This window comes from Pollutimonas bauzanensis (assembly GCF_900129885.1).
GTDB classification, from domain to species: domain Bacteria; phylum Pseudomonadota; class Gammaproteobacteria; order Burkholderiales; family Burkholderiaceae_B; genus Pollutimonas; species Pollutimonas bauzanensis.
Window position 1 is genome coordinate 41,715 of record NZ_FQXE01000001.1, and the last position, 12,079, is coordinate 53,793.

General features: G+C 61.7%; 14 protein-coding genes. All 14 read left to right on the forward strand.

Annotated features, from left to right (window positions below; all coding sequences use genetic code 11):
• Nucleotides 1-25: 25 nt before the first annotated feature.
• The 14 genes from BUB23_RS00205 to hisI all read left to right on the forward strand — a co-directional run bounded on the left by BUB23_RS00205 (nt 26) and on the right by hisI (nt 12,050).
• Nucleotides 26-2,308: a TonB-dependent hemoglobin/transferrin/lactoferrin family receptor gene (locus tag BUB23_RS00205; protein WP_073100858.1), complete on the forward strand. Its 2,283-nt coding sequence runs from the start codon at nt 26-28 to the stop codon at nt 2,306-2,308.
• Between the two features lie 333 nt (nt 2,309-2,641).
• Entirely contained in the window at nt 2,642-3,058 is a 417-nt protein-coding gene (locus BUB23_RS00210) for a Fur family transcriptional regulator (RefSeq protein ID WP_073100860.1), read from the forward strand.
• A gap of 158 nt (nt 3,059-3,216) precedes the next feature.
• Nucleotides 3,217-4,446, forward strand: coding sequence for a zinc metallochaperone GTPase ZigA (gene zigA / locus BUB23_RS00215; RefSeq protein WP_073100862.1), 1,230 nt, complete (start codon nt 3,217-3,219; stop codon nt 4,444-4,446).
• 13 nt (nt 4,447-4,459) lie between these two features.
• A complete protein-coding gene (locus tag BUB23_RS00220; RefSeq protein ID WP_073101591.1) occupies nt 4,460-4,957 on the forward strand; it encodes a SufE family protein in 498 nt (165 codons plus the stop codon).
• Between the two features lie 12 nt (nt 4,958-4,969).
• Nucleotides 4,970-6,121, forward strand: coding sequence for a CobW family GTP-binding protein (locus tag BUB23_RS00225; protein ID WP_073100864.1), 1,152 nt, complete (start codon nt 4,970-4,972; stop codon nt 6,119-6,121).
• Entirely contained in the window at nt 6,118-6,297 is a 180-nt protein-coding gene (locus BUB23_RS00230; protein ID WP_073100866.1) for a membrane protein insertion efficiency factor YidD, read from the forward strand. The genes BUB23_RS00225 and BUB23_RS00230 overlap by 4 nt, the downstream gene beginning before the upstream one ends.
• 95 nt (nt 6,298-6,392) lie before the next feature.
• Nucleotides 6,393-6,539 (forward strand): type B 50S ribosomal protein L36, encoded by a 147-nt coding sequence (gene ykgO, locus BUB23_RS00235; protein WP_073100868.1) that lies wholly within the window; start codon nt 6,393-6,395, stop codon nt 6,537-6,539.
• Nucleotides 6,539-7,660 (forward strand): NAD(P)/FAD-dependent oxidoreductase, encoded by a 1,122-nt coding sequence (locus tag BUB23_RS00240; protein WP_073100870.1) that lies wholly within the window; start codon nt 6,539-6,541, stop codon nt 7,658-7,660. The genes ykgO and BUB23_RS00240 overlap by 1 nt, the downstream gene beginning before the upstream one ends.
• Nucleotides 7,654-8,715, forward strand: coding sequence for an arsenic resistance protein (locus BUB23_RS00245; protein ID WP_073100872.1), 1,062 nt, complete (start codon nt 7,654-7,656; stop codon nt 8,713-8,715). Before BUB23_RS00240 ends, BUB23_RS00245 begins: the two co-directional genes overlap by 7 nt.
• Entirely contained in the window at nt 8,712-9,272 is a 561-nt protein-coding gene (locus BUB23_RS00250) for a gamma carbonic anhydrase family protein (RefSeq protein ID WP_073100874.1), read from the forward strand. Before BUB23_RS00245 ends, BUB23_RS00250 begins: the two co-directional genes overlap by 4 nt.
• A 6-nt stretch (nt 9,273-9,278) precedes the next feature.
• On the forward strand, nt 9,279-9,653 hold the full coding sequence (locus BUB23_RS00255) for a hypothetical protein (RefSeq protein ID WP_073100876.1): 375 nt from the start codon (nt 9,279-9,281) through the stop codon (nt 9,651-9,653).
• The gene (locus tag BUB23_RS00260) at nt 9,650-11,065 is read left to right on the forward strand and encodes a dihydroorotase (protein WP_073100878.1); all 1,416 of its coding nucleotides are present in this window, start codon (nt 9,650-9,652) and stop codon (nt 11,063-11,065) included. The genes BUB23_RS00255 and BUB23_RS00260 overlap by 4 nt, the downstream gene beginning before the upstream one ends.
• Nucleotides 11,062-11,517: a ferric iron uptake transcriptional regulator gene (gene fur / locus BUB23_RS00265; protein ID WP_073100879.1), complete on the forward strand. Its 456-nt coding sequence runs from the start codon at nt 11,062-11,064 to the stop codon at nt 11,515-11,517. The genes BUB23_RS00260 and fur overlap by 4 nt, the downstream gene beginning before the upstream one ends.
• Nucleotides 11,514-12,050, forward strand: coding sequence for a phosphoribosyl-AMP cyclohydrolase (hisI, locus tag BUB23_RS00270; RefSeq protein ID WP_245801114.1), 537 nt, complete (start codon nt 11,514-11,516; stop codon nt 12,048-12,050). Before fur ends, hisI begins: the two co-directional genes overlap by 4 nt.
• Nucleotides 12,051-12,079: the final 29 nt, after the last annotated feature.

The window sequence follows — 12,079 nt, forward strand, 5'->3', positions numbered from 1 at the left end:
TTTTAACACCCTCTTACGAGCTCTCATGATTCGACCCCACCACTGGACTCCTCTTGCCCTGGCCATCGCCAGCACTTTCTCGGGCGGCGCCCAGGGGCAGCAAAGCAGCCTCTCCGCCAATGCCACCAGGCCAGAAGCGCCCGCCGCGCAACTGGCTCCCGTGGTCGTGACCGCCACCCGCCAGGCTACCGATGCCCTCACCACTGCGGCGACCATCAGCGTCATTGACCAAACGCAGATCCAGGACAATCTGGTCACCGATTTTCGGGAACTGTTCCGCTACGAGCCCGGCATCGCCGTCAAGCGCGAGCCGCGCGGCCGGGGCGCGGAAGCGGGCATAGAAGTGCGCGGCATTGGCGGGCAGCGCCTGGCCATGCTGGTCGATGGGGTGCGCCTGCCTAACGGCTACGTGGCCGCCGGCGCCAATCTGGGCCAGCTCAAGCTGGATCCGGCCTCGCTGTCGCGCGTGGAAGTATTGCGCGGTCCGGCCTCAAGCCTGTTCGGCAGCGACGCGCTGGCCGGTGTCGTGCTGTTTCGCACTCTTTCGCCCACCGACTTTCTGGATGACACGCGAAACTTCGCGGGCAATGCCTCGATTGGCTACGACGGCGCCGACAACAGCCGGTCAGCCAATGCAAATCTGGCGTTTCGAGCCGGCCCTACGCAGAATCTGATCTCGGTGACCACGCGCGAAGGCCATGAGCTGGAAAACAACGACAGCAGCGTACAGCCAAACCCACAGAACATCCGTCAGCAGAACGTGCTGCTCAAATCCATCTTCGATCTGGGTTCGGCGCAGACCCTCACGCTGACCGGCGAACATTACAACCAGAGCGCCAAGACCGGCCAGGACTCGCTCGCGGTGCCGATTGCCGGAGGCACGCGCATCAACCGCAGCACCGCTGACGACGACAGCACACGCTCGCGCCTGGGCCTGGCCTACCGCTGGGACGCCAATGCCGGATGGTTCGACACATTCAGAGCGCAGATCGACTATCAGCGCAGCACGAGCAAAGAGCGCACGGCCGAAAACCGTCAGCCACCGGGCGCGGCGCCGGTACTGCTGCGCGATACCCTGCTCTCGTACCGCGAGCCGCAATGGTCCGGTTCGTTCCAACTCGACGGGCGCGCCACAGCTGGCGCCACCACACACCGCTGGGTGGGCGGCGTTGACCTGCTGTCCAAATCGATCAGCTTCTACAACGATGCCAGCCAGCGCGCGGCCGCCGGCGGCGCCCCCACCAACGTGGTCGACGGCGAGGTCTATCCGCGCAAGATCGCGCCCGACACCGACGTGCGCAACGTCGGCCTATTCATCCAGGACGAGATATCTTTCGGCGACGGACGCTTGAAACTCACGCCCAGCGTACGCTACGACTACTACAAGCTTTCCCCCAAGCCCGATGCTGAGTTCGCCAACGCCAATGTGGCCAACAGCGTGCCGGTGGGCCTATCGAAAAGCGCAATTACGCCGCGGCTAGGACTCAGTTACGAATGGCGCCCCAAGCAGGTCGTCTACGCAAACTACGTCACGGGTTTCAGGATGCCGACTTACGATCAGTTGAACCGGATTGGGCAAGTGCCAGTGGCCACCTTCATCCACGATTTCATCCCCTCGCCCGATCTGAAGCCCGAGCGCAGCCGGGGCATGGAGCTGGGCGTTCGCGGCGAGTCCGATCTGGGTACTTATGAATTGACGGGGTTTTACAACCGGTACAAGGACTTCATCGACACCCAGATGATCGCCTATATTCCACCCGGGGCGAGCGGCGGCCCGCGCGCCATCCGGCGCTTTCAGTCGCGCAACATTGGCGAGGTCGAGATCTACGGCGTTGAAGCCAAAGGCTCCCTGTCCTTGAATCAGTGGATAGACAGCAAGGACAGATGGCGCCTGATTGGCGCGGCGCAATGGTCAGTGGGCAATGACCTGAGCAATGACCAGCCCCTCAATAGCGTGCAGCCCTTCAAACTGGTCGCCGGTCTCGCTTGGGACGCCTCCGGCGGCCAGTACGGCGGTCAATTGATCGGCAACTTCGTGTCGGCCAAAAAACGGGTCAACGAGGAGCTCACGCAAACCGGCCCCACGGCCCCGGTGCCTTTGACCACCGCCGGCTACACGACAGTCGACATGACTGGCTACGTGCGCCTGGGCAAGCAGGCCACGCTCAACCTTGCGGTATTCAACCTCTTTGACCGCAAATACTACGATTGGTCGGTGGTGAGCGGCTTGACCGGCAACGATGCCCGGCTTGCGGCGTACACTTCGCCCGGGCGAACGGTGTCGGCCAATCTACGCATGGAGTTCTGAACGGTTTGGGGCTGCGCGCTCGACAAAGGCGATGCCGGATCGCAGCCCAAGGGGACGGCCAATGCGCCGAATAGCCGGCATGCGGGGAAGCGTCAGCCTTTCGCCGTGGCGGCGGTTCGGTGACGGCTTCGCAGCGTCTATTAAGAGACTTTGCGCGTAACGGCGCACCGTACTAGCCGGGATAACCCGTCATCCGCGTTGCGCGATCCGCGATCTAAGCATCAGCATCTATCAGTGACAGTGTGATTGCCACTACAATAGTGTTATGTTATAACATAACAGACACATATGCCTCCCGATAGGACTCATTCTTCGAACTGTTCAAGGATTGCAATGCGATTGTCCGCCAAGCAACAGCGTGTGCTCGAGGCCCTTCGACGTGCAGAAGCTCCGCTCGGCGCGTATGCCTTGCTCGACCGCTTGCGTAACGAGGACTTCAAGACGCCTATTCAGATATACCGCATCCTGGCTCAGTTGATCAAACATGGTTTAGTCCACCGTCTGGAGTCAATCAACGCCTACATCCCACGCAGCGCTAATGCGTCGCAGGCGTTCACGCTATTTGCCATTTGCGACAACTGCGGACACGTCGATGAACTCTCCGATTCGAACCTCGGGAAGCGTGTGAGCCAGTGCGCGCAGGGCCGGAAGTTTGTGCTTGCCAGCACAGCAGTGGAAATTCGGGGACTGTGCTCGGCCTGCGTCAGCGTAGCGAACACGCAAGGCAACCGGGCAGCGGGCGCTCATTGATACTCCGATTACAACCTTATATGAACCATAACGATGAAAGTCAGCCCCTTCCGCGCTGCGGATAAAAAAACTCCCTGTAACCGTCCAACGTTTGGCCAACGGCCGCGCATTCGAGTTTCGTCCTGCGGTCATCGAACAGCACCTTTAGATATCGAGCGATGAATCCAAATACTTTTCTACCTGACCCCAGATTGCCCGTCACCGTCCTCTCCGGCTTTCTCGGTGCGGGCAAAACGACGCTGCTCAACCACATCCTGAACAATCGGGAGGGACGGCGCGTGGCGGTCATTGTCAACGATATGTCCGAGGTCAATATCGACGCCGCGCTGGTCCGCGAAGGCGGGGCCGAACTGTCCCGCACCGACGAGAAGCTGGTCGAAATGAGCAACGGCTGCATCTGTTGCACCTTGCGCGAAGACCTGCTGCTTGAAGTGGACCGTTTGGCCAAGGAGGGCCGATTCGACCAGCTCGTCATCGAATCCACCGGCATTTCCGAGCCCTTGCCGGTCGCGGAAACCTTCACCTTCGAGGGGGAAGACGGCCGCAGCCTGGGCGAGGTGGCTCGCCTGGACACGATGGTGACGGTGGTCGATGCCTACAACTTCTTGCGCGACTACGGCTCGCGCGACAGCCTGCAAGAACGTGGCGAATCCCTGGGCGAAGAAGACGAGCGTACCGTGGTGGACTTGCTGATCGAACAGATCGAGTTTTGCGACGTCCTCGTGCTCAACAAGGTGGATCTGATCGACGAGCAGGAGCGCGAACGATTGATGGCGATTCTGCGCAAGCTGAACCCCAGGGCGCGCATCGAGGTGGCCGAGTTCGGCAAGGTGCCGCTGGATCGCGTGCTGGCCACGGGCCTGTTCGATTTCCAGGAAGCCTCCAAGGCGCCGGGGTGGTTGCAGGAACTGCGCGGCACCCACACGCCCGAGACCGAGGAATACGGTATCCGCAGCTTCGTCTACCGCGCGCGCCGGCCGTTTCATCCGCAACGCTTCCATGATTATGTCGCAAGCGAATTGCCTGGCGTGGTGCGCTCCAAGGGCTTTTACTGGCTGGCCAGTCATCCCACGCTGGCCGGCTCTTGGTCACAAGCAGGCGCCATCGTCCGGCACGGCCCGGCTGGCTACTGGTGGGCGGCCATGCCGCCAGAGCGCTGGCCGCAAGACCCGGAAACCGTCCGTCTGATCCGCGAAAAATGGGATGAGCGTGTGGGCGACGCGCGCCAGGAACTCGTTCTGATCGGCATGGACATGGACGAGAGCGCGCTGCGCGCGCACTTCGATGCCTGTCTGCTGACCGATGAGGAAATGGCCTTGGGTCCGGAGGGCTGGCAACAGTGGCCATCCCCCTTCGCCCAGTGGCCTGAACGTCAACCCGCATTCTGAGTTGATCATACGCATGGTGGCATCTCCGCAACCGCAACCGGATATTGATCAGGAAACGATCCAGACTGAGCTGGTTCAGGCCTTCGCTTGCATGCCGGATTGGCCGGAACGCTACCAATACTTGATCGATCTGGGAAGGACGCTGCAGGGGTTTGCGCAAGAATACCGGATCGACCGGTACAAGCTGCATGGCTGCCAAGCCAGTGCCTGGTTAAAGCCTGAGTGCCGGGATGGCCGCATTTACTTCACCGGCACAAGCGATTCGTTGATCGCCGCAGGCTTGATGGCGCTCTTGTTTCGTCTCTATTCCGGCAGAACTTTTTCCGACGTGTTGACGACCTCCCCCTGGTGTCTCAAAGCAATGGGGCTGCACCATCATTTATCGCCTCAGCGAGCCACGGGCTTGGCCGGCATGGTCGAGCGCATGCGCGAATTCGCTGTGCAATACAGCCGGCAGCCATCCATCAACAATATGAATACATCTGACAGGTTGGGGCATGCCGCCAACTGATCGAGCATAAGCATGAACCATTCTACCTTCCCTCTCATACCCGTTACGCTGCTGACCGGCTTTCTGGGCAGCGGCAAGACCACGGTGCTCAACCACCTGGTACGCCAGCCCGAATTGGCCGACGCGCTGGTCATCATCAATGAGTTCGGTGAAATCTCCCTGGACCACCTGCTGTTCACCCATAGTGCCGAAAACCTCGTCATGGAAATGAGCAGCGGCTGCCTGTGCTGCACCATACGGGGAGATTTGGTCAAGACGCTATCGGACATGACTTGGCGCTTCTCGCGCAACGGACAGCGCCAGTTCAACCGCGTGGTGATTGAAACCACGGGCTTGGCCGATCCGGCCCCGATCGTCCACACGCTGATGACCCACCCCCAGGTGGTCAACCGATACCGCCTGGACGGCATCGTGACAACCCTTGACCTGGCCACCGGCAACGCCACCCTGAACCGCCACGTAGAGGCCGTGCGCCAGGCCGCGATCGCCGATTGCCTGCTGCTGACTAAGGCGGACATGGTGGATGCCAAGACGCGCAATGCGCTCCTGCGCCGGCTCGACGCCATCAACCCGGCCGCGCCGCGCTGGGAGGTGCGCCACGGCGAAATCGCCGCGGCCAAAGTGCTGGACCTTGGACTGTTCTCGACCGAGGGCAAGGCGCCCGACGTCGAGCGCTGGCTGCGCGAAGAAGCATACACGGACGACACGCATCACCGTGGCAAGGAAGTCGGCAACGCCCATGACCACCATTATGAGGATGAGCACGGCCATCATCATGGGCATGACGAGCAAGAGCACGAGGCCCACCACCATCACCACGATGTCAATCGCCACGACGATCACATCCGCGCATTCTGCTTCGCAGTGGACGAACCAATTCCCGAGGATCTGCTGGCCGCGTGGCTGGAGGTGCTGATGAGTTTCGTCGGCGAGAATATCCTGCGCGTCAAGGGCATCCTGAACATCGAAGGCAGCGACCAGCCGGTGGTCATCCACGGTGTGCAGCATATTTTTCATCCCCCCGCGACGCTCCCGGCCTGGCCCAGCGCGGATCGGCGCTCGCGGCTGGTGTTCATCACCCGGGATGTGAGCCGTCAAAATATAGAAGACACCTTTCGGGCCTTTCGCAATGTCTTGCCCCAGGCGCGGGAGGCTGCCGCATGATGCCCGCAATCCATCTGTACAACACCTTGACGCGCACCAAGGAACCGCTGCGCACGCACGGGGCGTTGCGGGGGGGCTGGCTGACAGTCTGCCGGGTCGGGCGCTGCCACCCCTGGCACCCAGGCGGCTACGACCCGGTGCCGCCGAGACGCGGGGCGGAAAAACTACCCCACTGATCCGCGAGCCAGATCCTGTCCACCTTGAAATAAAGACCGATACGCCATGAAGCCAACCTGTTGATTCTTCCATTTTGCTTACAAAGGAGCCCCGCATGAAAGTCCTTTCCTCCCTGAAAGACGCCAAGACCCGCCACCGCGATTGCCAGGTGGTGCGCCGCCGCGGCCGCATCTACATCATCTGCAAGTCCAACCCTCGTTTCAAGGCCCGCCAGGGCGGCGCCAAAAACAGGAACGCCTGATGCACCGCCTGGATGTCGCCATCGTCGGCGCCGGTGCCGCCGGGATAGGCATGGCTTTGGCGCTGCAGAAAGTGCCGGGGCTGAAGTATGGCGTGCTGGAGGCCGGACGCGTCGGCGAATCGTTCCGGCGCTGGCCGGCGCAGACCCGCTTTATCACGCCCTCCTTTCACAGCAACCCCTTCGGCTTGGCGGACCTGAACGCCGTGAACGAGCCCAGCTCGCCGGCGATTCACGCCGGCGCCGAGCATCTGAGCGGCCCCCAGTACGCCGAGTACCTGACCTTCATCGCCAAGGGGCATGAGCTGCCCATCGCCAGCGATTGCAAGGTGGAAGCGGTGGCGGCGGTGCCAGGCGGCGGCTTCATCCTGGATACCCCTAGGGGCAGGCTGCAGGCGGGTTTCTTGATCTGGGCGACGGGCGAATTTCAATTTCCCGATCTGGCTCCTTTCCCTGGGGCCCAATGGTGCCCGCATTACGCCCAAGTCGCTGGTTGGTCAACCTTCAAGGCCCGCCGCTACACCGTGATCGGCGGCTACGAGAGCGGCGTGGACGCGGCGGTCAGCCTGGTCAAGCTCGGGCGCAAGGTACGGCTGCTCGCGCGCAAATCCACGTGGGACCCGCAAAGTCCGCACGACCCTAGCCTGTCGCTCTCGCCCTACACCCGGCAGCGGCTCTACGAGGCGGTCGATACCGGCAGGCTGGAGATCCTCTTCGGGGTCGACGTGATCGGGGTGACGCAGAACGACCGCGGTGGCTTTCGCATTCATGCGGGCGACGGCCGGTATTGGGATGAAAAGCAGGCCCCCATTCTGGGCACGGGATTTGTCAAAGGCGGCGGCGCCCAGCAGATCGCCGAACTCTGGGACTGGGACGGGGACGGGCGTGTGGTGCTGTCCGAAGCCGACGAATCGACCATCACCCCGGGCCTCTTCCTGGTCGGCCCGCAGGTGCGCCACGACTCGCGCATCTACTGCTTCATCTACAAGTTTCGCCAGCGTTTCGGCTTGATCGCGGACAGCATCGGCCAGTGCCTGGATCGGGACACGAGCACGTTGAAAATCGGCGCCGGCGCCTGGGGGCCATTCGGCAACAGCGAATGCTGCGAGGGCTGCGAATGCTGAGCGCTCTCAAGAACATTGCCCGATCATCGTGGATTTCCGTATTGCTCGTCGCCAGCATCCTCGGTGGCGCAGTCGTCGGCCACCAGCGGCCAGCGGCCGGCGAGGCGCTGGGCAATTACGTGGACGGTACGCTTTTGATGCTGGTCGCGCTGCTTTTCTTCGGCGTGCGCTTCGAGGCCGTCGTGCGCGCCTGGGGCAATTTGCGCTTTCTGGGCCTGACCCTGCTTGCCACCTACCTTTTTGTTCCCGTCATCGGCTACGCCATTGCCTCGGTCGCGTTGTCGGCATACCCCCTGTTCATGGTCGGGCTGGTGATCTACTTCATGTCGCCGTGCACGGACTGGTTCCTGGGTTTCACGCGGCTCGCGGGCGGCAACGTTGCCTTGGGCGCGGTCCTCATCCCGATCAATATGGTGCTGCAGCTTCTGCTGTATCCGGTCTATCTCTATCTTTTCACGCGCAACGCCGTTCCTGTCCAGGCCGACGTCATCGGCAGCACGCTGCTGCACTGGTTTTTTCTGCCGTTCGCCGTGGGGGTGGCGGCCCATTACTTCCTGCGCCGGCTACTCGTCGCCGAGCGGTTCGACCGATTGCTGCGCTGGGCAGACCTCGCTACGCCCTGGGTCATCGCACTGCTGGTGGTGGAGATCTTCGCCGGCAACATCGCCGTCATCCTCCAGCACAGCGCCGTGTTCGGCTGGGTATTGCTGGCGGTATTCGTCTTCTTCGTCGCCACCTTTTTGCTCGGCGAGGCGATCAGCCGCCTGGGCCGGCTCGCCTATCCCGAACACGCCCTGCTGACCATGACCATCGCGGCCCGCAATGCACCGCTGATGCTCGCCGTGACAATGGTGGCGCTACCCGGCCAGCCGCTGGTCTATGCCGCCATCGTCATCGGCATGCTGGTGGAGTTCCCCCATCTCGCGCTATTGCAGCGGGTGCTGCTTGGCTGGCGCGGCCAACACGGGCACGTCGACTCGCTTGGCCCAATACCAACCCCGCATGCCGTGGCGTCAAACGGCCCACCGCGCAATTTACCCTCCAGGAACCCATGATCCGTAAGAATCCCCGCGGCGATCTGCCTCAAGTCCACCACAGCGCCTTCGTCGACCCGACCGCCATCCTGTGCGGCAAAGTCGTGGTCGAGGAAAACGTCTTCATTGGCCCCTACGCCGTCATCCGGGCCGACGAGGTGGATGACGAAGGCAACCTTGCGCCGATCGTGATCGGCGCCCACTCCAATATCCAGGACGGCGTGGTGATCCACGCCAAATCCGGTTCGCCGGTGACCATCGGCCAACGCACGTCGATCGCCCACCGCGCCATCGTTCATGGGCCGTGCCGTGTGGGCAACGGCGTCTTCATCGGATTCAACAGCGTGCTGTTCAACTGTACGGTGGAGGACGGCTGTGTGGTCCGTTACAACGCCGTGGTCGACGGCTGTCACCTGCCGCCGAAATTCCACGTGCCGTCCACCGAACGTATCGGGGCGACGACGGACCTGGCCAGCTTCCCCCGTACCTCGGCCGACGCCAGCGAATTCTCCGAAGACGTGGCGCGTATCAATAATAGCCTGGTCTTAGGCTACAAGACCATCCAAAATGAACTCTGAGCCTCCATGAACGACATCACAGCGGACCACGTGGCGCAGGACGCCATCCTGCCGGCCTTCCAGATACTGAAAGAGATCGCACACGATCAGCTCAGCACCGCCATGGCGGTACGGATGGATGGAGACTGGCAGTGCGGCACGATGCAGGTCGACATGAATCTGCCGCGTGGACGGGCTTGCGCCCGGCGTGCAGCTCATCTGCCCGAGCTGGCTGATTTCGAGCGGACCTTGCATATTGGCTGCTATTTCGATGACGTCATTCATGAGGCGTTCGGCTTATCGGGCATGGCCTTTCAAAGCCTTTACGGCTTCACGGTGGGCGCTTCACAAAACGGCCCACGTATTCAAACCCTGCCCGCCTACGGAGAGATACCACGATGAGCTTGCACACAGATGTAGGGAATCGGCTACGCCGGCGCCATGCTGACTTATTGGTAAGGGGTGGCACGGTCATGACCCCAAGCGGCCGGACAGCCTGCAACGTCGTTTGCCTGGATGGTCGCATCGTTGATCTGGATGGCGCCGGCTGGACCGCCGACGATACGGTCGATGCCACCGGCCTGCATGTGCTGCCAGGTGTCATCGACAGCCAGGTCCATTTTCGCGAACCCGGCCTGACACATAAGGAAACCTTTGAGGCGGGTACCCGTGGGGCGATTCTCGGTGGTGTGACATCGGTCTTCGAGATGCCCAACACGAACCCCTTGACGCTGACGGCTGCCGACCTGCAAGCCAAACTCGATCACGCCGAAGGCCGCGCCTGGTGCGACTATGCCTTTTACATCGGAGGTTCGGCGGTGAACGCCGAACAGCTGGCCGATCTGGAGCGTCTGCCCGGCTGCGCCGGTGTCAAGGTTTTCATGGGCAGCTCCTTTGGCGACCTGCTAGCCGACGATGAAGCCGTGCTGCGCCGCATCGTCCGTCGCGGCCACCGGCGCATGGCCATCCATGCCGAAGACGAAACGCGACTGCGCGAGCGCAAGGCGCTGGCGCAAGCCAGCGGCGATGTATGCCAGCATCCCGTGTGGCGTGACGTCTCGAGCGCGTTGTCGGCCACACGGCGGATCGTGCGCCTTGCGGCCGAAGTGGACCGCCGCCTGCACATTCTGCACGTATCCTCCGCCGAGGAGATGGTGTTTTTATCGGAGCACAAGCGCCGTGTCAGCGTCGAGGTGACGCCGCATCATCTGACATTGAGCGCTCCGGACTGCTATGAACGCTTAGGGAGTCTTGCGCAGATGAATCCACCCGTGCGCGAGCGCCACCATCAGGAGGCCCTCTGGCAAGCCATCAGGAGCGGAATTGTGGACGTGCTGGGCAGCGATCACGCCCCTCATACACGGCAGGAGAAAGCGAAACCTTATCCCGACTCCCCCAGCGGCATGACCGGTGTACAAACTTTGCTACCTATCATGCTCAATCACGTCAATGCAGGCCGGCTGAGTTTGGAGCGGCTGGTGGATCTGACCAGCGCCGGGCCCGCCCGAATTTTCGGCTTGGCAGGCAAAGGGCGGATTGCGGTGGGTTACGACGCTGACCTGGCGCTGGTCGATCTATCGGCGCGCCGTCACATCACAAATGGTTGGATTGCCAGCGTGGCGGGCTGGACACCGTATGATGGCCAGAAGGTGCTAGGCTGGCCTGTAACGACTGCCGTGCGGGGTGCCGTCGTCATGCGGGACGAAGCGCTGGTGGGCCAACCACAGGGCCGCGCCATTGAGTTCCTGGAGGCCGCCGCAGCACGTTCAGCTCAGCGCGCCACCCATAAGCACTCTCGCCAGGAGAGTACATGAGCGAATCAGCAGATCTAAAAGACGCGGGGCTGAAGGCGACCCTGCCCCGCCTACGCATTCTGGACATCTTCGAAGAGACGGGTCAACGACATCTGTCCGCCGAAGACGTATACCGCCTTCTATTGGAGAGCGACTTTCAATTCGGCTTGGCAACTGTTTACCGCGTGCTTGCGCAGTTGCAGCAAGCTGGCCTGCTCAAGCAGGCACGCTTTGAAACCGGCAAGGCCTTCTATGAACTGGACGACGGGCAGCATCATGACCACCTGGTTTGTACGGACTGTGGACTGGTCAAAGAGTTTCGGGATCAGGCGATCGGGCAAGGGCAGCGCCGTATTGCGCGAAGGCTGGAATTTGAGCTGTATGACCATACGCTCATTCTCTATGGACGCTGCATGAAAACCAATTGCGAGCATCGCTCTGGATCCGCAGACAACACGATAAGGACATTATGATGAATCGAGACATTCACCCAGAGCGGGCTGAACCCAATCCGCAAACGAGCCAACGTTCAGATACCGGATTCGCGCCCAGGATCTCGATTGAGCAGGTCGAAGAAGGCCATGTCCTTGCCCCCAAGTTCGACCGCGACGGCTTGATAGCCTGCGTCACCACGGACATGCAGACCGGCGAAGTACTAATGTTAGGCTATATGAACGCCGAAGCGTTGCGCATGACGATTGAGACCGGTGAGGCGCACTATTGGAGCCGTTCACGCCGAACGCTCTGGCGCAAGGGTGCCACCAGCGGCCTCATACAGCGGATCGAGGAGCTTCGTATCGATGACGATCAGGATGCCGTCTGGCTGCGTGTAAGTATCGCAGGCACAAAAGCGAGCTGTCATGTAGGTTACCGTTCCTGCTTCTACCGGCGGGTTCCCATTGGTCAGGCGCGCAAGGACGGCGATGCACTGATCTACACAGAGGCTGAGAAGACATTTGACCCGAAGCAGGTCTACGGTGACGCGCCCAATCCCACTATCCTATGAACATAAGCTGTCATGGCCGCATCCGGATG

Excerpts from the sequence above, each read along its gene's own strand:
- BUB23_RS00205 (WP_073100858.1), top strand. The coding sequence starts at position 26 with ATGATTCGACCCCACCACTGGACTCCTCTTGCCCTGGCCATCGCCAGC.
- BUB23_RS00210 (WP_073100860.1), top strand. The coding sequence starts at position 2,642 with ATGCGATTGTCCGCCAAGCAACAGCGTGTGCTCGAGGCCCTTCGACGT.
- zigA (WP_073100862.1), top strand. The coding sequence starts at position 3,217 with ATGAATCCAAATACTTTTCTACCTGACCCCAGATTGCCCGTCACCGTC.
- BUB23_RS00220 (WP_073101591.1), top strand. The coding sequence starts at position 4,460 with ATGGTGGCATCTCCGCAACCGCAACCGGATATTGATCAGGAAACGATC.
- BUB23_RS00225 (WP_073100864.1), top strand. The coding sequence starts at position 4,970 with ATGAACCATTCTACCTTCCCTCTCATACCCGTTACGCTGCTGACCGGC.
- BUB23_RS00230 (WP_073100866.1), top strand. The coding sequence starts at position 6,118 with ATGATGCCCGCAATCCATCTGTACAACACCTTGACGCGCACCAAGGAA.
- ykgO (WP_073100868.1), top strand. The coding sequence starts at position 6,393 with ATGAAAGTCCTTTCCTCCCTGAAAGACGCCAAGACCCGCCACCGCGAT.
- BUB23_RS00240 (WP_073100870.1), top strand. The coding sequence starts at position 6,539 with ATGCACCGCCTGGATGTCGCCATCGTCGGCGCCGGTGCCGCCGGGATA.
- BUB23_RS00245 (WP_073100872.1), top strand. The coding sequence starts at position 7,654 with ATGCTGAGCGCTCTCAAGAACATTGCCCGATCATCGTGGATTTCCGTA.
- BUB23_RS00250 (WP_073100874.1), top strand. The coding sequence starts at position 8,712 with ATGATCCGTAAGAATCCCCGCGGCGATCTGCCTCAAGTCCACCACAGC.
- BUB23_RS00255 (WP_073100876.1), top strand. The coding sequence starts at position 9,279 with ATGAACGACATCACAGCGGACCACGTGGCGCAGGACGCCATCCTGCCG.
- BUB23_RS00260 (WP_073100878.1), top strand. The coding sequence starts at position 9,650 with ATGAGCTTGCACACAGATGTAGGGAATCGGCTACGCCGGCGCCATGCT.
- fur (WP_073100879.1), top strand. The coding sequence starts at position 11,062 with ATGAGCGAATCAGCAGATCTAAAAGACGCGGGGCTGAAGGCGACCCTG.
- hisI (WP_245801114.1), top strand. The coding sequence starts at position 11,514 with ATGATGAATCGAGACATTCACCCAGAGCGGGCTGAACCCAATCCGCAA.